The 18,827-nt window shown below is 57.1% G+C and carries 20 protein-coding genes; 13 read left to right on the top strand and 7 right to left on the bottom strand.

Annotated elements, in window-relative coordinates; genetic code table 11:
* Positions 1-122: 122 nt before the first annotated feature.
* Positions 123-791 carry a fructose-6-phosphate aldolase gene (gene fsa, locus C8D90_RS01530; RefSeq protein ID WP_115456653.1) on the bottom strand — a complete coding sequence of 223 codons (669 nt, stop codon included), beginning with the start codon at positions 789-791 and terminating at the stop codon, positions 123-125.
* A gap of 356 nt (positions 792-1,147) precedes the next feature.
* Between fsa and C8D90_RS01525 the strand changes: the two genes are divergently transcribed.
* The 3 genes from C8D90_RS01525 to dinI all read left to right on the top strand — a co-directional run bounded on the left by C8D90_RS01525 (position 1,148) and on the right by dinI (position 2,520).
* Positions 1,148-1,894 carry a DeoR/GlpR family DNA-binding transcription regulator gene (locus tag C8D90_RS01525; protein ID WP_115456652.1) on the top strand — a complete coding sequence of 249 codons (747 nt, stop codon included), beginning with the start codon at positions 1,148-1,150 and terminating at the stop codon, positions 1,892-1,894.
* Positions 1,895-1,904: 10 nt separating this feature from the next.
* Positions 1,905-2,150 (top strand): DUF2164 domain-containing protein, encoded by a 246-nt coding sequence (locus tag C8D90_RS01520; protein WP_115456651.1) that lies wholly within the window; start codon positions 1,905-1,907, stop codon positions 2,148-2,150.
* Positions 2,151-2,271: 121 nt separating this feature from the next.
* Positions 2,272-2,520: a DNA damage-inducible protein I gene (gene dinI, locus C8D90_RS01515; RefSeq protein ID WP_115456650.1), complete on the top strand. Its 249-nt coding sequence runs from the start codon at positions 2,272-2,274 to the stop codon at positions 2,518-2,520.
* Between the two features lie 117 nt (positions 2,521-2,637).
* Here the strand turns inward: dinI and C8D90_RS22165 are convergent, their stop codons facing one another.
* Complete coding sequence (locus tag C8D90_RS22165; protein WP_196238476.1) at positions 2,638-2,871, bottom strand: hypothetical protein; 234 nt, start codon at positions 2,869-2,871, stop codon at positions 2,638-2,640.
* Positions 2,872-3,231: 360 nt separating this feature from the next.
* Here C8D90_RS22165 and bssS point away from each other — a divergent pair, with 360 nt between their 5' ends.
* The 4 genes from bssS to C8D90_RS01490 all read left to right on the top strand — a co-directional run bounded on the left by bssS (position 3,232) and on the right by C8D90_RS01490 (position 6,183).
* Positions 3,232-3,489 (top strand): biofilm formation regulator BssS, encoded by a 258-nt coding sequence (gene bssS / locus C8D90_RS01505; protein ID WP_115456649.1) that lies wholly within the window; start codon positions 3,232-3,234, stop codon positions 3,487-3,489.
* A gap of 165 nt (positions 3,490-3,654) precedes the next feature.
* The gene (solA, locus tag C8D90_RS01500) at positions 3,655-4,776 is read left to right on the top strand and encodes an N-methyl-L-tryptophan oxidase (RefSeq protein WP_115456648.1); all 1,122 of its coding nucleotides are present in this window, start codon (positions 3,655-3,657) and stop codon (positions 4,774-4,776) included.
* Positions 4,777-5,177: 401 nt separating this feature from the next.
* Entirely contained in the window at positions 5,178-5,819 is a 642-nt protein-coding gene (locus tag C8D90_RS01495; RefSeq protein ID WP_115456647.1) for a response regulator transcription factor, read from the top strand.
* 250 nt (positions 5,820-6,069) lie between these two features.
* On the top strand, positions 6,070-6,183 hold the full coding sequence (locus tag C8D90_RS01490) for a DUF2770 family protein (RefSeq protein ID WP_115456646.1): 114 nt from the start codon (positions 6,070-6,072) through the stop codon (positions 6,181-6,183).
* Between the two features lie 11 nt (positions 6,184-6,194).
* Here C8D90_RS01490 and C8D90_RS01485 read toward each other — a convergent pair whose 3' ends face one another.
* Entirely contained in the window at positions 6,195-7,241 is a 1,047-nt protein-coding gene (locus C8D90_RS01485) for an AI-2E family transporter (RefSeq protein ID WP_115456645.1), read from the bottom strand.
* Between the two features lie 289 nt (positions 7,242-7,530).
* On the opposite strand from C8D90_RS01485, the gene pdxR reads away from it, so the two are divergent.
* Both pdxR and C8D90_RS01475 read left to right on the top strand, forming a co-directional pair.
* On the top strand, positions 7,531-8,988 hold the full coding sequence (gene pdxR, locus C8D90_RS01480; protein WP_115456644.1) for a MocR-like pyridoxine biosynthesis transcription factor PdxR: 1,458 nt from the start codon (positions 7,531-7,533) through the stop codon (positions 8,986-8,988).
* 68 nt (positions 8,989-9,056) lie between these two features.
* Positions 9,057-10,694, top strand: coding sequence for an ABC1 kinase family protein (locus C8D90_RS01475; protein ID WP_115456643.1), 1,638 nt, complete (start codon positions 9,057-9,059; stop codon positions 10,692-10,694).
* Here C8D90_RS01475 and trhO read toward each other — a convergent pair whose 3' ends face one another.
* Positions 10,695-11,744 (bottom strand): oxygen-dependent tRNA uridine(34) hydroxylase TrhO, encoded by a 1,050-nt coding sequence (gene trhO / locus C8D90_RS01470; RefSeq protein WP_115457222.1) that lies wholly within the window; start codon positions 11,742-11,744, stop codon positions 10,695-10,697.
* Between the two features lie 175 nt (positions 11,745-11,919).
* Between trhO and C8D90_RS01465 the strand changes: the two genes are divergently transcribed.
* Both C8D90_RS01465 and mdtG read left to right on the top strand, forming a co-directional pair.
* Entirely contained in the window at positions 11,920-12,870 is a 951-nt protein-coding gene (locus tag C8D90_RS01465; protein ID WP_115456642.1) for a DMT family transporter, read from the top strand.
* A gap of 113 nt (positions 12,871-12,983) precedes the next feature.
* Positions 12,984-14,225 (top strand): multidrug efflux MFS transporter MdtG, encoded by a 1,242-nt coding sequence (mdtG, locus tag C8D90_RS01460; RefSeq protein WP_115456641.1) that lies wholly within the window; start codon positions 12,984-12,986, stop codon positions 14,223-14,225.
* Here mdtG and C8D90_RS01455 read toward each other — a convergent pair.
* Positions 14,209-14,703 carry a hypothetical protein gene (locus C8D90_RS01455; RefSeq protein WP_115456640.1) on the bottom strand — a complete coding sequence of 165 codons (495 nt, stop codon included), beginning with the start codon at positions 14,701-14,703 and terminating at the stop codon, positions 14,209-14,211. The two genes, mdtG and C8D90_RS01455, sit on opposite strands and share 17 nt — an antisense overlap.
* A 6-nt stretch (positions 14,704-14,709) precedes the next feature.
* Complete coding sequence (locus C8D90_RS01450; protein WP_115456639.1) at positions 14,710-15,174, bottom strand: acetyl-CoA carboxylase; 465 nt, start codon at positions 15,172-15,174, stop codon at positions 14,710-14,712.
* Between the two features lie 542 nt (positions 15,175-15,716).
* Between C8D90_RS01450 and C8D90_RS01445 the strand changes: the two genes are divergently transcribed.
* Together C8D90_RS01445 and C8D90_RS01440 are read left to right on the top strand one after the other, a co-directional pair.
* Entirely contained in the window at positions 15,717-17,243 is a 1,527-nt protein-coding gene (locus C8D90_RS01445) for a peptide MFS transporter (RefSeq protein ID WP_115456638.1), read from the top strand.
* Between the two features lie 289 nt (positions 17,244-17,532).
* Complete coding sequence (locus C8D90_RS01440; RefSeq protein WP_115456637.1) at positions 17,533-18,189, top strand: DedA family protein; 657 nt, start codon at positions 17,533-17,535, stop codon at positions 18,187-18,189.
* Positions 18,190-18,195: 6 nt separating this feature from the next.
* On the opposite strand, the gene C8D90_RS01435 is transcribed toward C8D90_RS01440, so the two are convergent.
* The gene (locus C8D90_RS01435; protein ID WP_115456636.1) at positions 18,196-18,822 is read right to left on the bottom strand and encodes a DsbA family protein; all 627 of its coding nucleotides are present in this window, start codon (positions 18,820-18,822) and stop codon (positions 18,196-18,198) included.
* Between the last annotated feature and the right edge of the window lie 5 nt (positions 18,823-18,827).

Below are 18,827 nucleotides of genomic sequence, written 5' to 3'. Positions count from 1 at the left end.
AATCAAGCCACGTTTTACGGATACGCCCCGGCGCACGGGCCGCATCGGTTTTCGTCAGAAGAGGTAAAAAAAAACGGCGCCAGTGCGCCGTCAGTCAGGAGGGAGTTAAAACGGAAAGCGAGCTACTGGCCCAGCGTCAGTGCGCCGAAAGCGGCCTGCCAGTCCTGCTCGAATGTTTCCACTGCGGCCTGCACCGCCGGGACATTGAAGAATTGTTCAGCAACATCAACGGGCAACGTCACCGCCTGGCATCCCGTCAGCAGGCAGTCCAGAACCTGCCGCGGTGTTCTGAAGCTGGTCGCCAGCACTTTTGCGCCCGGCACATGCAGCGCCAGCAGTTGTTGCAGCTCACGTACCACGACAATCCCGTTCCCCCCCTGGGCATCCATCCGGTCAACGTAAGGCGAGACATATTCCGCCCCCGCGGCAGCGGCCAGCAATCCTTGCCCGGCGCCGTAAACCGCCGTTCCCAGCGTGGGAATGTTCATGGTCTTCAGCTTCTTAATCGCTGCCAGCCCTTCGCCGGTCGCCGGTATTTCGATGATGACGCCGGAAATACGCTCGGTCAGCATCATCGCTTCGCTGACGATACGTTCGGCATCATTCGCCAGAACCTGAGTGAACAGTTTCCCCGCGCCGCCCAATGCGTCCCGCAGCGCCGGCAGCACTTCCCACAGCGGCTTCCCCTCTTTGGCAAGCGTGCTGGGATTGGTGGTGACCCCCTGTAACGGCAACACCCTGGCCAGTCGTTTCACGGCACTTACGTCAGCGGTATCAAGATAGAGTTCCATCAGTTTCCCCTCGTTTAACTCGTGGATAGTTTTGTGATTTTCATCACTATCGCTTACCCGGCTTATTAATTAATCCGTTGGCAATGACGTTACATAACAGTGTACCACCGCCCGGACGAGCCGCCCGTTTCTTACCGTGCGACATCACGCAACGCACGACGTTCCGGCTGTTCATATGACGTCTTGTCTCAGGCACTGATATCTGATGCCGCAAATCCGTTACGTACACAGCCGGCGCGCCCATTTTCTTTAGCGCCTTATCTCGCAGCCGCCGGGGTGGTATTATGGCCCGTACCGAACGGACATTAATACAGCATGTAAAACCGGCGCATACGCCGCCGGTTGCCAGGGGACGAATGAATCAACGCCAACAAGCCATTCTGCAACAAGTCAATGACCTGCGGCGCGTCAGCGTAGCCGATCTCTCTTGCGCCAACGGCGTTTCAGAAGTGACTATCCGCCAGGATCTCAACCTGCTGGAAAAGCGTAATTACCTGAAACGCGTTCACGGTTTTGCCGTCGCGCTGGAAAGCGATGATGTTGACGCACGCATGATGATCAATTTCACCCTGAAGCAAAAGCTGGCCGACTACGCGGCTTCGCTGGTCAATGACGGGGAAACCATCTTCATCGAAGGCGGCAGCAGCAATGCCCTGCTCGCCCGCAATCTCGCCGAGCGTAAACGCATCACGCTGATCACCGTCAGCAATTACATCGCGCATCTGCTGAAAGAGACAGAATGCGAAGTGATTCTGCTCGGCGGTTTGTATCAGAAACGCAGTGAAAGCGTGGTCGGGCCGCTGACGCGTCTGTGTATTCAGCAGGTCTACTTCAGCAAGGCGTTTATCGGCATCGACGGCTTTCACCCGGAAACCGGCTTTACCAGCCGGGATATGATGCGGGCCGACGTGGTCAACGCGGTGCTGGCGAAAGGCGTGGAAAACATCGTGCTGACCGACTCCTCCAAGTTCGGCCAGATCCACCCCAACCCGCTGCAGCCCACCGGCGCCATTTCCCGCGTGATCACCGACTTCCGCCTGCAACAGCCGGCGCGGGAGCATCTGGATGCCCTGAACATCCATGTTGATACGGTGCGCGAGTGAGGAGAAGGGAATGAGCGATATCACCTTCAGCCGGGAGCAAACCCAGCGCATGACCGGGAAATTGCAGGATTACCTGCGCCGCGAGCTGGACATCGACATCGGCGATTTCGACGCGGAGTTTCTGCTGGATTTCTTCGCCAAAGAACTGGGCGGCTACTATTACAATCAGGGCATGAGCGATGCGCTGGCGGTCATTGAAGAAAAGATGGAGAGCGTCACCGACGCCCTGACCTGGTTGCAAAAGCCCGTGGATTAATGCGACGGGTGCCGCATTGCGCGCTACGCCGTTGATCGCCGTCTTTTTTTCATTTTCATTATTGCTTTCCTGTACAGCTAACTGTATATATACACAGTATAAGCGTACTGCGGAGGCAATCATGCGCATTGAAGTCACTCTTGATAAACGAAATCCACTTCCCAATGGCGCACTGGAAGCGCTGAGCTCGGAGTTTTCGCGCCGGGTTAACCGGGATTTTCCCGACACGGCGGTACAAATCCGGCTGGCGGGCGGCAACACCCTGACCGTGATGGGCGGGCTAAAAGTGGAAAAAGATCGTATTGAGGAAATTTTGCAGGAAACCTGGGAGAGCGCCGATGACTGGTTTGACGCCGGTTTCCCCGAATGAAAACCGGCGGCGGGATTACCCTCCCCGCCGTGATAATAACGAGTAATCTCCGTTCAGCATATCTTGCTGTTTGGTATGATAATTCTACCCGCCGGGCGTCGCTGCCCGGCTTTTTTGTCAGCTTTCCGCCTTCACTTCACTGCACGGGGTCAGTTTTCCCTGAACCAACAACCACGTCGTTTTGATCACCAGTATGCTCGTCGCCGGAAACAGGCTGACGAAACACCCCGCCAGCAGCAGCCAGATCAGGGTGGCGACGGCAACCAAAACCTCCCCGATTACTGGAGGAGCCGGCCATACCGAAGCCACATAACGCCAGGCAAATCCGGTGCCGATAAGCCCCAGAACCATACCGGAATCCCCCGAAGGAACGTTGATCGCCCGGCGCCCCGGAACTGCTGCTGTTTCTGTCGTTGTTAAAATTACGCAACGCATTATGAGGCTCCCGGTACAACGGATTCGCGCCCTCGGCCTGCCCGCTGGCTCAACAAACGCGGTACGATTTTTCTATTTTTTCCCGTTTGCTGGCACAAATTCCCGGATAGGCTTAACTTTGGGTATATGCCGGCAGGAAAATACAGGGTTGCGCAATAACGAAAGAAATCAAACATCGCTGAATACAAAGGCGTATACTGGAAAAGCTAAGGAGAGCCAAAGTTATATTGATCCTGGTTAGTCGCTCATCACGGTTGCTACGCTCTAGGGGGTCTTATGAACGGAAAGAAAGATGAAGTTATCCAAACTCACCCAGTCGTTGGCTGGGATATCAGTACCGTCGATAACTACGATGCCCTGATGATTCGCCTGCACTACCTTTCTTCACAAAATCAACACCCTCAGGATGCTCAGGTAGACAGGACGTTATGGCTGACAACCGATATCGCCCGTCAGTTAATTGACATTCTTGAGGCGGGCATTGAAAAGATTGAATCTTCTGAGTATCAGGATACCGATTACCTCAGGCATTGATGTTCCTTCTGAAAAACAGCACCGCCGCCCCGGCGGTGTTTTCGTCTGTTATCCCTGAATCATTGATGATAAAAATACGTTAAGGCATATCGCGGTTACCCGGTCTGCTACGGACGGTTGGTGACGAGGCCTGCCGGGCTGCCGCAAATGAGAGGAGAAATCAGGGTGAATTACGATCTGGTGATTATCGGCAGCGGTTCCGTAGGCTCCGCCGCGGGTTATTATGCCGCACAGGCGGGATTGAAAGTGCTGATGCTGGATGCCTATACCCCGCCGCACCGCCACGGCAGCCATCACGGCGACACCCGCATTATCCGGCACGCTTACGGCGAAGGTGAAAAATACGTTCCGCTGCTGATGCGGGCGCAGGCACTGTGGGAGCAACTGGAATCCATGTCCGCCGTACAGCTGCTGCATCGCTGCGGCGTACTGAATGCCGGGCCGGAGGACTCGGTATTCCTGCGCAACGTGCGTACCAGCGCCGAACGCTTCGGGCTGAACGTTCAGCGCTTTGACGCCGCGCAGTTACGGCAGCGTTGGCCGGAGTTTAACGTACCGGACAACTATCTGGGCCTGTTTGAACCCGACGCGGGCTACCTGAAAGCCGAACTGGCGATTTCGCTACTCAATGAGAAAGCAGCGGAAAGCGGCGCGGAACTGCGCTTTAACTGCCCGGTCACCGCCCTGTCTCCCGACGGCGACGGCGTTTTGGTCACTACCGCGCAGGGTAACGTCCGCGCCCGCCGCGCTGCCGTGACGGCGGGAACCTGGGTTACGGCCCTGCTGCCGCAACTGCCCGTCACGCCGGTACGCAAAGTTTTTTCCTGGCATCAGGCCGACGGGCGTTATAGCGAAAATAATCATTTCCCCGCCTTTACCGTTGAAACGCCCGAAGGCGAACACTTTTACGGATTCCCCTCCCACAATATTGAAGGACTGAAGCTGGGTAAACACGATGGCGGCCAGCCAATCAGCAGCCCGGAGCAGCGCCGCCCATTCGGGCATGTCGCCCAGGACGGCAGCGAGGTCTTCAGCTTTCTGCGTCGTTTTTTGCCCGGCATCGGCGTCTGCCTGCACGGCGAAGCATGTACCTACGACCTTTCTCCCGACGAGGATTTCATTATCGATGACTTACCCAATGCGCCGCAGATCAGCATCGTCAGCGGCCTGAGCGGACACGGTTTTAAGTTCGCAACGGTTTTGGGCGAAATTCTGGCATTAAAAGCGCAGGGAAAAACGCCGGCATTTGATATTAGCCCCTTTGCACTGGGCAGGTTCTCTGTCTAAATTTCTCATTTATTTCCGGGGGTTAACCCCCGGATTCGTATAATAACTAAGCTAAATAATTAAAATATTTTATACATTAAGAGCTGGAATGATATCCCCTCGCATCCCCCCCTCCTCCATCCTGGCTGGAACACGCATCACCAGGGGTAAATAAATCTTTAAAATCAGAACATAGCAAAGAGAATAAAGCCTTTTTCTTATTTCATACCCAATAATTTACCATTCCCTTGACATTAAAATTCCCCTAATGAATTTATCATACAACTTTGTCTAAACCGCCATAGAACAGAGCGAAAATGATACAATTTTATGTTGACAGTCTTCTGCTTGGACCTTTTAATATTAGAGAGAAAAATGAATAGAATAATTTAATTATACGTATTATTTTCAAGGACGATGAAATGAACGTATTAGTCATTGATAATTGCTTGTACACACGCTTAGGAATTTCTTGCCTCTTAGCAGAGGATGAGAATTTTAACATTCACCACGTCAATGATATATCTGCGGCGATTGAGAATATTCCCTCGCCCGCCGCCGATGTGGTGCTGGTCAATTTAACGGATTACTGTAAGAAGAATGAGCGCAACGCTATGTTGCTGGACTTTTTCGAGCATTTTTCCGGTAGCCGGATCTTTATTTATCTTAATGCACCTTACCCCGACAGTCAGCGTCCGCTGACGTTAAGTCGTAACGTGTATATACTGAATAAACAATCCATTACTACTTTACTGAAAACATTGCAAATGTTGAGTGAGAAAGCCAATTATCCGCACTCATTAGTGCAATATTATGGTGAATATCCGACGCTGACCGATCGGGAAATATCCATTATGCAATATTGGATGGAAGAGGTTCCCAATCATAAAATTGCACGTAAACTGAATATTTGCAGCCGTACAGTTTATGTACATAAGCAGCATATTACGGAAAAGATGTGTGTGCGTAATCGGTTAGAGTTTTGTTATCTTTACAATGTAATTAAGTATGTAAACTATCAACCGGCCCGAACATTACTTACGGCGAATAGCGATATAATCTGAAAAAGACAGGAATTATCTTTGCAGACGCACATTATCGCTGCTAAACGGCGGAATCTCCGGGTAAATATATTCGGGTGAAATAAGTACCTCGCGCATTATTGCATAATACCTGTCAGGTGTATGGTTCGTATAATACCGGGCAGATGCATGGTTATTACCGCCCTCTTGGTGCAGCCTTTTTACCTGCGGCAGTTGTACTGCCGTGATGTCGATTTTATACTTCAGGCATCCGCGTTTTCAGGCTGCACTCATGTTAAATAAATTGATTCAGATCGTTGTTGATAACGTCCGCAGTCACCTGGTTCTCTATCTCGCGCTGTCCCTGCTCTTACTTGTGCTGGATATCTATTTGTTCTATTTCTGATTCTCGCGGTTTCATTTCTGAACCTCCGGCTCTTTACCGTCACCCAGCAACACCGCGAACCGGTGTCCGACAGGGGTCATCTCCAACAAAATTTTTGCGACGATGGTCAGGGGCACCGACAGCAACATGCCCACCGTCCCCAGCAGCCAGCCCCAAAATATCAGGGACAGGAATACCACCAGGGTAGAAAGCCCCAGCCCCCGGCCCATCACCCTCGGCTCCAGCATATTGCCCAACACCATGTTGATGACCACATACCCTACCGTCACCACCATCGCATCGCTGACCGAGCCGAACAACAGGGTTTGAATAACCGGCGGGATTGCCGCCAGAACCGAGCCAATATTGGGAATGTAGTTCAGCACGAACGCCAGTACGCCCCACATCAGGGCAAAGCGGATGCCGAGAAACGTCAGCATCAGCCAAACGACAACGCCGGTCAACACGCTGATGGCCGTTTTCAGCGCCAGATAATGCGTCACCCCATGCAGCGCCTTATCCACGCTGTCCATCGCGGCGCCGGAACCGGCCAACGCCTGGCGCAGCTTGCCCGGCAGATAAGGAGCTTCCAGCAGCATAAACACGACCGTCATCAACAGCAGAAACAGGCTGCTCATGGCGCCGGAAAGGTGGGTTACCGTCCGGGTCGCCATATTCATCAACACGCCGGGGTCAAAGTAGCCCGCCAGATCCTCCGGCGAGAAACTCAGGTTAATCAAATCCGCCACGGACTGAAGTTCGGCCAGGCGCCTCACCAGCATGCCGCGGTACTGTGGCAGCGTGCGGCTGAAGTCCGTCACTGAAGCGCCCAGCACGCCGAGCAATAACGAAAACAGCAAAATGATCGCCGCCATCATCAGGGTGATAGCCAGCACCCGGGGAATGCGCATCCGCACCAGCGCCCGAACGACAGGATGCAGAATGATGGCGATAAACAGCGCCAGCAAAAACGGCACGACGATATCCGCCGCCGCTTTAATACCGGCAAGAATAATGACCAGCATTCCCGCCATCAGGGCGATACGCAGTCCTTTGGTGGTGAGTCCCGCTCGAGACATGAAGAAACCTTAATGATGATGATCGACGTAATCCACAGGGTTAATCCGTGATTCTACTTGGCGTACCCGGCCTTGCCCAGCAAGCACATTCACTTTATCTATGATTTCTGAACGAATATTACGTTTTTTACCGCCGGACAGCAGAAGAGCAATGGCGGTGACAGCGCGCCTTTCCCTGATGTTAATCGGCTGATTTACCGGCGGGATATGCTAAGCTTCTCCCGCCCGCCATTGGCAAATTCATTTATACTGCGCGTCGACCGTTTTGTACCTTGTTTCCGGAAATCACATGCTGTCGTTTAATCTTGATCGTTCTCATCCGCTGTCGCTGCAAAAACAAATCTATCAGCAGATCCATACCGCTCTGCACAACGGAGAGCTGACGACCGGGGAACGCCTCCCGTCGATCCGGGAACTGGGCGCCAGGCTGCAGGTATCGCGCAATACCATTACCGCGGTTTACGAAAAACTGGTGCAGGAAGGCTTTATCGCCAGCCGACCCGGCGTCGGTTACAACGTGATATTTTCCTCGCACGTCGAAGCCACGCGCAACGGCGCTGCCCAGGCGGAGCTGGCGCATCCGCCGGTGCCGCTGCGCACTCAGGCTCCCGATACCTATATCGACGTCAGTTGCCCGATGTTCTTCAGCCTGGGCAACCCGGATGAATCGGCGTTTCCCTGGCAGCGCTGGCGCAGCTGGAACAATAAGGCCTCGCACAGCAAACACCTGCTGATGACGCGCTACCATCCGCCGGCCGGATTGCTTTCCCTGCGTCAGGAGCTGGTCAAGTACCTGGCCAATGCGCGCGGCATTCATACCGACGCCGGGCACATCATCATCACCAACGGCGTACAGGAAGGGCTGGCGCTGCTGGCGCAGTTGCTGCTGACGCCGCAGGAGCACATGACCATTGAGTCGCCCTGCTATTCCGGCGCCTGGAACCTGTTCAGCATCTGTACCCCGCATCTGCACTCGATTCCGGTGGACGACGAAGGGCTGCGTACCGATCTGCTGCCGGAACAGCGCTGCGCGCTGGCCTACGTCACGCCGTCGCACCAGTACCCCGTCGGCGGCACGCTGCCGCTGGAACGGCGCCATGCGCTGCTGGCGTGGTCCCAGCGCTCCAACGCCTACGTCATCGAAGACGACTACGACACCACTTTCCTGTATGGCAGCCAACCGTTGCCGGCGCTGAAGTCGCTGGAAAACGCCAACAACGTGATCTACCTGAGCAGCTTCTCCAAAACGCTCGGCCCGGGGATGCGCATCGGCTTTATGGTTTGCCCCGACCGGCTGGTGGAGCCGCTGCTGAACCTGAAGGCGCTGTGGAACCACGGCGCCAGCTGGCTGTATCAGCAGTTTCTCGCCGACTTCATGCACGATCAGGGCTATCACCGCCATTTACGCCGTCTGGAGCTGGAATATGCCTCACGCCAGGCCCTGTTGCGTGAGGGGCTGCAGGCGATCTTCCCCGGCTCGTCGCTGCTCGGCACCTCTTCCGGCCTGCATCTGACGCTGAAAACCACGCTGAACGCCCGGCAGGCCGATACCCTGCGCCTGCGCTGCATGCAGCGGGGCGTCCGGTTTGAAACCCTGGACAGCATCTGCAACGGTTCGGAGCGGGCCTACCAGCAACAAAACGCCACGCCGATGCTGCTGTTCGGCTTCAGCGCGCTGCCCGCGGCGCACATCCGTCAGGCGCTGAAAATTATAGCGGAAACCGCCCGGGATATGGGAATCAACTGACGGCAATCCTTCCCGCGGTCAGATACCCTGTACCGGCGCGGAGCCTTCCGTACTTCACAGGATGAACTATGTTACTGAAAACCGTCTATGCCACCGCCCGCGATCGGGTTCGTTTACGCATCATCGGCCGGGTGTTGCTCAACTACGGGTTACAGGATCTGATCCGCGTCCTCGGATTAGGGGCATTGTTCAGGCGTCTCCCCGCCACCCAGGCACAGACCGACAGCCAGCCGCAGCGCCTGCGCCAGGCGCTGGAAGCGTTAGGCCCCACGTTCATCAAGCTGGGGCAAATTCTGGCGACCCGTGCCGACTTGCTGGACGAAAGCTGGACGCGGGAGCTGGAAAAACTGCACAGCGACGTGGCGCAGGTTCCCTGGGAAACCGTACGGCAGCAGCTTATCGCCGCGCTCGGCGACGAGCCGGAAAATGTTTTTCATCACTTTGATCCTGCCCCGCTGGGTTGCGCTTCCATGGCGCAGGTTTACCGCGCACAGTTGCACAGCGGCGAAGAGGTCGTCATCAAAGTGCTTAAACCGGGACAGGAAAAAACCATCGCCGCCGATCTGCGCCTGCTGGCCTGGCTGGCGGAGTTTATCGAACAGCAAAGCCCCGCGCTGGCGCACTTTCGCCCGACCCAGCTCATCCGCCAGCTCACGACCGCGCTGAACCAGGAGCTGGACCTGCGGCATGAAGCCGCCAACACCCAAAAAGTCGGGGAAAATTTCCGTAACCGGCCCGATATCCGCATTCCCCGCATCTGGCCGCAATACAGTTCGCAAACCCTGCTGGTACAAGAGTACCTGCCCGGCACAGCGCCGCGCGATCACCGCCAACTGGCCGACGCCGGGTTCGACGGACCGGAGCTGGCAAGGCGCGGCGCGCTCGGCTTTATGCAGATGGTGTTCACCGATCGCCTTTATCATGCCGATCCCCACGCCGGTAATCTGATGGCGCTGGAAGGCAACCGGGTGGCCTTTATTGACTTCGGTATGGTCGGCCATCTCTCGATCAGCCGCCGCAACCAGCTTTTACTGATGATGCAGGCGCTGAGCCGCCGTGAGACGGAAGGCCTGGTCGGCGTATTGATTAAGTGGAATGAAGACGGGGTCCCTGACGTCTCCACGCTGGAAATGGCCGCACAGGACTTCCTGGGGCGCGTGGGGCCGGGCACGCTGCAACTCGGCCATGCCCTGCTTACTATGCTGACCATCGCCCGCGACTACCGGCTGGCGCTGCCCGCCGATCTGGTGCTGCTGTTCAAGGCGCTGATCACCGCCGACGGCGTGCTGCGCCGCATCGATCCGGCGTTCGACATCATCGGCACGCTCAGCCCGTTCCTGCGCCGCAGCGTTCTGCAACGCCACGGATTAAACGCCTCCCGTCAGCGGGCCGTGCGTTTCGGCAGCGAACTGATTGAGGCGGGCGAAGAACTGCCGCAAACCCTGACGCTGCTGCTGCGCCGCCTGCAACACGGCAAGCTGCATGCCGATCTCGACGTAAAAAACCTGTCTGAACTGGGGCGTTCCCTGGAACGCAGCGCCTCCCTGCTGGCGATCGCCATCGTCACCGCGGCGTTTGCCCTCGGGCTGGCGCCATGGCTGCTGGAGCAGCCCCTGCGGGTGTTCGGCATTCCGGTTTTCCCGCTGATTTGCCTGAGTATCGTAACCGGCGGCATCATTATGCTGCTGTGGCGCCTGCGCCGCTGACTACGCCTCTTTGCCGGGAATGCGCATACGCAGCGGCCGGTGGCGGGACTTGTTGAATATCTTCATTTCCGCTTCCCGCCCGGCGCGGCGCGCTTTCTGTTCATCCGCCGGTAAATCCAGCTCCTGTGCGCATTCCGGGCTGCAACAGCCCTGATATTTTTCCGCGCACGCAGGGCACTGGATAAACAGCAGATGACATCCCGCATTACGGCAGTTGGTATGCGTGTCGCATGAGGCGCCGCACTGATGGCAGTGGGCAAGCACGTCGTCGGTGATCCGTTCGCCCAGCCGTTCGTCAAACACGAAGTTCTTCCCGCTGAAGCGAACCGGCAACCCCAGCTCCCGCGCCCGGCGGGTATACTCAATGATGCCGCCTTCAACGTGATAGACATGAGGAAAGCCGTGATGACGCAGATAGGCGCTGGCTTTTTCGCAGCGGATGCCGCCGGTGCAGTACATCACGATTTTTTTATCGCGTGACGTTTCCAACATCTCCACCGCCATCGGCAACTGTTCGCGGAAGGTATCGGAGGGCACTTCCAGCGCGTTGTCGAAATGGCCGACCTCATACTCATAATGATTGCGCATGTCCACGAACACCGCGCCGGGATCGTCCACCAGCGCATTAACCTCTTCCGCCCGCAAATAGCCGCCGACATCGGACGGGTCGAACGTCGCATCGACAATGCCGTCCGCCACGATGCGATCGCGGACTTTCATCCTCAGCACCCAGAATGATTTGCCGTCATCCTCAAGCGCCACGTTCAGCCGCAGGCCGTCAAATGCGGGATGGGCCTGATACAGCGTGGTGCGAAACTGCTCAAAACGGCTTTGCGGCACGCTGATTTGGGCATTGATGCCTTCCCCGGCAATGTAAATGCGGCCAAAAACCGCCAGCGGGGTAAAGGCAAGATACAGCACATCGCGCAGCGCCTGCGGCTCGTCAATACGGCAATATTTGTAAAAAGAGACTGTGGTGCGCGGCTCGGTTTCCGCCAGCATGCGCGCCTTCAGCGCCTGATTGGATACCCGGTTATGTAACACTGGCATGGTGTTCATACTTCCATCGGTGAGAGTAAAGCGCGATTATCACGGTTCAGCGCCACAGATACCACCCGCAAACCGTAAGGTTAAAATGCGTTGGCGCAGGGTAAAAGGTATGATAAAAGTCACGCGCCGCATGACTTCTTTCCCCCTTTTCACCCGGTCGACATAAGGACCCGAAATGACCGCAATTGTTTATGGCCTGGCCGCCTCTTTCTTTTTTGCGTTTACCTTCATCCTCAACCGTGCGATGGAGCTGGAAGGCGGGAGCTGGATGTGGAGCGCCGCGCTGCGTTTTATTCTGATGGCGCCCATGCTGCTGGCGCTGGTCGCCCTGCGCGGCCAACTGCGTGCTTCACTGTGCCATCTGCGCCGCCACTGGCGCGGCTATCTGGTCTGGAGTACGGTGGGCTTTGGTCTGTTCTACGCGCCGCTGACACTCGCCGCCGCCTACGGTCCGGGATGGCTGATTGCCGGCACCTGGCAAATCACCATCGTCGCCGGCTCCCTGCTGATCCCCTGGCTGACGCCGAAGCAGCAAGGGCGCCGGGCTGCTATTCCCTGGCGCGGATTGCGCTGGTCGCTGCTGATCTTATGCGGCATCGCCCTGCTGCTGTGGCAACAGGCGACGCAAATCAGCCCCTGGCTGGCGTTGGGCTGCCTGCTGCCGGTGCTGCTCGCGGCATTTATGTACCCGCTGGGCAACCGCAAAATGATGCAGATCTGCCATCAGGACATCAATACCCTGCAACGCGTGCTGAACATGACGCTCGCCAGCCTGCCTTTCTGGCTTCTGCTCTCCGCCGTCGCCTGGTGGCGCAGCGGGCCGCCCTCCGTGATGCAACTGGAACAATCCTTCTGGGTCGCCCTGTTTTCCGGCGTGATCGCCACGCTGCTGTTTTTTGCCGCCACCAACCGGGTGCGCCACGATCCGGCGCGGCTGGCCGCGGTTGAGGCCACGCAGTCCGGCGAAGTGTTGTTTGCCGTTCTGGGCGAACGGCTTTGGCTGCATGCGCCATTTCCTTCCCCGCTGGCCTTGATTGGCATCGGGCTTATCATTATCGGCATGATTGCCCACAGCCTGGCGCCGTTCAGCCGTTTTCGCCGGCGGCGGCCACATTCACCTGTGTAATACTAAAGGGTTGTTTCATTTGTAATACATCAGATTCAGGAACATAATTTTAAGGCTAACAATCACATCCAAAAGGGTTCAGCAGGTTATGCCTGCGAGTAACAGGTTATTTCATGTCCACGGGTCCCGAAACCATTGTTGTCTCCTCATCCGTTAACTGGCGGCGTAACCTGTACGTGGTCTGGTTTGGGTGTTTTCTGACCGGCGCCGCCTTCAGTCTGGTTATGCCTTTTCTGCCGCTTTACGTCGAACAACTCGGTATCACCGATCACCAGGCACTCAACCTGTGGTCGGGGCTGGTCTTCAGCATCACTTTCCTGTTTTCCGCGCTGGCGTCGCCCTTTTGGGGCGGGCTTGCCGACCGGCGCGGGCGCAAACTGATGCTGCTGCGCTCCGCGCTGGGCATGGCTATTGTGATGGTTTTGATCGGCATGGCGCAGAACGTCTGGCAATTGCTGTTTCTGCGCGCCCTGCTCGGCTTGCTGGGCGGCTTCGTGCCCAACGCCAACGCCCTGATTGCGACGCAGGTGCCGCGCGGCCGCAGCGGTTGGGCGCTGGGGACGTTATCGACCGGTGCCGTCAGCGGCGCGCTGCTCGGCCCGGTAATTGGTGGTTTGCTGGCAGACCATTACGGCCTGCGCATGGTGTTTTTCATCACCGCCAGCGTGCTGTTTCTGTGCTTCGTGTTAACGCTGTACGCGGTTAAAGAGGATTTCACGCCGGTCCCCAAAAAAGACGTGATGAACGCCCGTCAGGTTTTTGCCTCGCTGCAAAAACCGCGGCTGGTGCTGGGGTTATTTGTGACTACCCTGATAATCCAGGTCGCTACCGGCTCCATCGCGCCCATTCTGACGCTCTACGTACGCGAACTGTCCGGAGCAACGAATAATCTGGCGTTTATCAGCGGCTTCATCGCCTCCGTGCCCGGCGTGGCGGCCCTGATCAGCGCGCCACGCCTCGGCAGACTGGGCGATCGCATCGGGCCGGAACGTATCCTGATCGCCATGCTGATATTTTCCATTCTGGTACTGCTCCCGATGTCGCTGGTACAAAATCCGTGGCAGCTGGCCGTTCTGCGCTTTTTGCTCGGCGCGGCGGACGGCGCGCTGCTCCCCGCCGTACAGGCGCTGTTGCTGTACAACAGCAGCAATCAGGTCGCCGGACGCATTTTCAGCTACAACCAGGCATTCCGCGATATCGGTAACGTCAGCGGCCCACTGCTTGGATCGGTGGTCGCTGCCGGCTGGGGCTTTCGCGCCGTATTCCTCGCGACGGCCATCGTCGTCTCCTGCAACGCCGTCTACTCGTACTGGTTTCTGGCCCGCCGGCGCGTGAAGGCTACGAAGGCCGATTAGCAGCGATATCCGTCGCCTGCTCTGCGCGGCGCGCAAGCTCCGCCTGCAGGTTTTGCAGCGTCCGGGCGACGGACTTTTCCTGGTCTGCATAGAACAAACACCCCTGACGCATTTTCCCCCGCGCAATCCAGTCCGCAAGCAAACTGACGCCCTGCCTGAACTGCGCCAGCTCATGCTCCAGAGCCGCACCGCGCACGATATCCGCATCACGCTGTGCACGGCGCTTTTCATCCTGCAACGACAACAGCCACTCCTCGCTGCTCTGCGCACTGGAGCTGGGAAGACCCTCTGACTTACAGGCACGCTCTGCCGCACGAAACGTTAGAAGGCGATCATGGGTAGTTTGTATTTTTTGCCGCAGTTGGCTCTCGCTGAGCGCGGAGGCGGGATTTGCGGGCGATACCGGCATTTTGGCGCTGCATCCGGCCAGCCCCAGGCTGACAAACAACGGCAGGATCAAACGTGTTTTACGTTTCATTCAAACTCAGGATGCCTTTCCGGCGTCAAGCGCCGCCATATCAATGCCGAAGAACGACTTCATCGCGCCGGCCGTATCCGCATTGCGCAGTTGACGGTAGGCTTCTCCCGCCATCGTGCAGCGATTGCCGTCGCTATCCTGTTGCATAGCGAGGCCCAACGCGGCGCCCGCCATTTCCTGATACAACAAATCCGTCAGCCTGCCGCTTTGCCGCGCGGAGGCGCTTCCGGCCAGGCTTTGGCTGGTCACGCTCATCCACTCAGACAGCTCGCTGCCCTGGCTGCAACGCTGATAGGCTTCGTGATAAAAACCCAGTTTCAGCGCCTGCTGGTAACGCGTTCCCTCTGCGGACAATGGGGATGCAGGCTGCGCCTCATCCGGCGCAGACACCGCAGCAGAGGCATCGGTTTGGGCATTGGCGTACGGAGCAACGCTCACGGCGAGAAGGAAAAACAGGGAGGAGGCTTTCATATACGTTCACTCAATTACTATAACAATCACTTGACAGGTATGATCAACGGCACCGTCCTGGGATCAGGCGTTCTCTCTCCATAAGAAATTGTCCAGCTCATTGATACAACAACAATTATGTTTCGCGCTGTAAGGCGGTCTTTCATAACTTAACCGGGATATCGGTTTGAGATTTTTCTTGGGGTTACGACACGCAAGTACGCCCTGTTCAACAGCCGATGTCAACGCACCCGCGTGCGGAGGCAGGATAAAATGCAGGAAATCGGAGGAAGGTCGACTTTTTCACCACCTTTGTTGCACCTTTCATCACATATCCCTAAAAAACAGCTAACAAAAAGCCAATTAAAATGATAAACAGATGACCGGACACGCCTAAGTGTGATAGTTTCCAAAACCTGCCTTTAAGGCAACAAGTTAGTCTTCTGGCGCCAAACAGCCGTCAATCGTGCAAAAAGCACTATATTACAATGGATTAGACTATCGATTTTTTCTTTAACCATCGCCTGCGGCAGTTCCCCGCGGGCGGCTGATGGGATCACAACATGCAAACCTCTGCCAATGCCTCTAAAGGGCGTACTTTTTTCGGTCATCCTTATCCGCTCGGATCGTTGTTCTTCACTGAAATGTGGGAGCGTTTCTCTTTTTACGGCATTCGTCCGCTGCTGATCCTGTTCATGGCGGCCAGCGTTTTTGAAGGCGGCATGGGCATCCCCCGCGAAGACGCCTCCGCCGTCGTCGGGATTTTTGCCGGGAGTATGTATCTGGCGGCCCTGCCCGGCGGCTGGCTGGCGGACAACTGGCTCGGCCAGCGTCGCGCCGTGTGGTACGGCTCTATTCTGATCGCGCTGGGCCACCTCTCCATCGCGCTTTCCGCCCTGTGGGGAAGCACCCTGTTCTTCTCCGGCCTGGTTCTGATCGTCTGCGGTACCGGGCTGTTTAAAACCTGTATCTCCGTGATGGTCGGCACCCTGTACAAAGACGGCGACGACCGCCGCGACGGCGGATTTTCGCTGTTTTACATGGGGATCAACATCGGTTCGTTCATCGCGCCGCTGATCACCGGCTGGCTGGTCGGCGTACAGGGCTGGCACTGGGGCTTCGGCATCGGCGGGCTGGGGATGCTGGTCGCCCTGCTGATTTTCCGCTTCTTCGCGGTGCCCTCCATGCGCCGCTATGACCGGGAGGTCGGTATGGCCTCCAGCTGGAATAAGCCGGTGGTGGAACGCCGTAACGTCGGTTTTTGGGTTGGTATATGCGCCGTCGTGATTGTCGCCGCTATCCTGCTGATCAGTTCCGGACTCCTGCCGTTCAGCCCGGTACTGGTCGCCAGCACCATGGTGTACGTAATCGCCGTCAGCGTAACGCTGTATTTCGTCTACCTGTTCTTCTTTGCCGGTCTGGATTCCGGGGAGCGCGCCCGCCTGCTGGTGTGCTTTATCCTGCTGGTTTCCGCCGCGTTCTTCTGGTCCGCTTTTGAACAGAAGCCGACGTCGTTCAACCTGTTTGCACATGATTACACCAACCGTCAGTTGGGCGGTTTTGAAATTCCCACCGTTTGGTTCCAGTCGCTGAATGCGCTGTTCATCATCATCCTGGCGCCGGTATTCAGCTGGCTGTGGCCGGCGCTGGGGCGTCGCAATATGCAGCCCGGCAGCATGGTGAAGTTCGTTATCGGCATTCTGTTCGCCGCCGCCGGTTTCGGATTAATGATTCTGGCCGCCCAGCAGGTGCTGAGCACCCAGCAAAGCGTTTCGCCGTTCTGGCTGACCGGCAGCATTTTGCTGCTGACCCTGGGTGAGCTTTGCCTCAGCCCGATCGGCCTGGCGACCATGACGCTGCTGGCGCCGGACCGGATGCGCGGTCAGGTGATGGGCCTGTGGTTCTGCGCCAGCTCGCTGGGCAACCTCGCTGCTGGCTTGATCGGCGGGCACGTTAAGGCCGACCAGCTCGATAACCTGCCTGATCTGTTCGCCCGTTGCAGCATCGCGCTGGTGATTTGCGCCGCGGTACTGGCGCTGTTGATCGTCCCCATGCGCCGGATGATGAAGAACGCCGACGCCACCGTTTAACGGTACAAAAAGTCCGGAGCGCGTCATTTATGCGCTCCGGCACGCCGCACGTTGCCGGTTTATTTATCCCTCCTTGCTCCCGCCATGATAAAATTGCCCTCCGGGCCCGCTTTGATCGCATTTCACCGTTGCCGTCACAGTTTCGGAATCTTTCGCCTGATTTTCCCGGCCGGTGGGCATATGGGCGGTGGGACAGTGTACCGTTCTTGACTTACAATCAGATTTGCCCGCTTACTTTGGTAGTAAACTTCACTTAGTCGTTGTCAGATGTACGCAGAAAGGTAACCCGATGGATGTAATAAAAGAGATCCTGCATGCGCTTTGGGCGCAGGATTTCAGTGTGTTGAATAATCCAAAAATGATATGGGCGATTTACGGGGTACTTTTCACCACGCTGTTACTGGAAAATGGCCTGCTGCCTGCCGCCTTCCTGCCCGGCGACAGCCTGTTACTGCTGGCCGGGGCGTTAATCGCCAAGGGCGTTCTCTCTTTTTTCCCTACGCTGAGCATTCTGGTTATCGCCAGCAGCCTTGGTTGTTGGCTGAGCTATATGCAGGGGCGCTGGCTGGGAGATACCCGGGTGGTTCAGGGGTGGCTGGCCCAGCTTCCGGCCCACTACCATCAGCGTGCCTATCATCTGTTTAACCGTCACGGGCTGATGGCGCTGCTGGCCGGGCGCTTTCTGGCGTTCGTGCGTACCCTGTTGCCGGTTATCGCCGGGTTATCCGGGCTGAAAAACTCCCGCTTCCAGTTTTTTAACTGGCTCAGCGCCCTGCTGTGGGTGTGCGTGGTAATGGGGCTGGGGTTAGCCATCAGCTACATTCCGTTCGTTAAGCGCCACGAAGATGACGTGATGACCGTCCTGATGGTGCTGCCGATGGTGCTGCTGTTCAGCGGCTTGGTCGGCACCATCATCGTCGTTATCCGGCGTAAGCGTCAGGCGTAACCCGCGTTAATCCTGCAACAGCGCCGCCCTGAGCTGCGCATAGCCGGCGCCGAACAGCAGTTCCGCCGGTAGCGGGCCGCCAGCCGTCAGCAGGGTCGGCACGCCGCGCAGGCGATGTTTATCCATCAGCGCCTGCGCCCGGCGCACCTGCTCTTCATACTCGCGCAGCAGCGCCTCGTCCGGCTTGGCCACCTCCTGCGCTTCCTGTGCGAACCCTGCCCGCTCCAGAATGGCGACAACGCCGGCGCTGGTGCCGTTATCCACGCCATCCACGTAGCGCCCGCGCTGCAAAACGTGCAGCACGTCCCATTGATGGTCGGCGTCATGCCGGGCGGCAATCAGCGCCAGCGTAGCGGCAAAAGAGTCAAACCGCGTTGACTGCTCCACCACCTTATCGTGATAGGCGGCGCTGAACGGCTGCCCCGTCAGCGCCTGAATGCGTTGATCGCTGTGCCAGACATGTTCACGCCAGTCCGCCGTTACTGAACGCGCGCCCTCGCGGGCGAACATTCCGGTCGGCATCAGGCTGACGGTTAAGCCAGGCTCCCGGCGCAGTTGTTCTAAGCGCGGCGCGGCGCCGTAGCACCAGCCGCACAGCGGATCGAGCAAATAAATAACGTGGTGTTGAGTCATGAATG

The sequence above is a fragment of the Enterobacillus tribolii genome (genome assembly GCF_003363015.1).
In the GTDB taxonomy this organism is placed as follows: Bacteria; Pseudomonadota; Gammaproteobacteria; order Enterobacterales; family Enterobacteriaceae; genus Enterobacillus; species Enterobacillus tribolii.
This window is presented reverse-complemented; position numbering and strand designations above follow the sequence as displayed.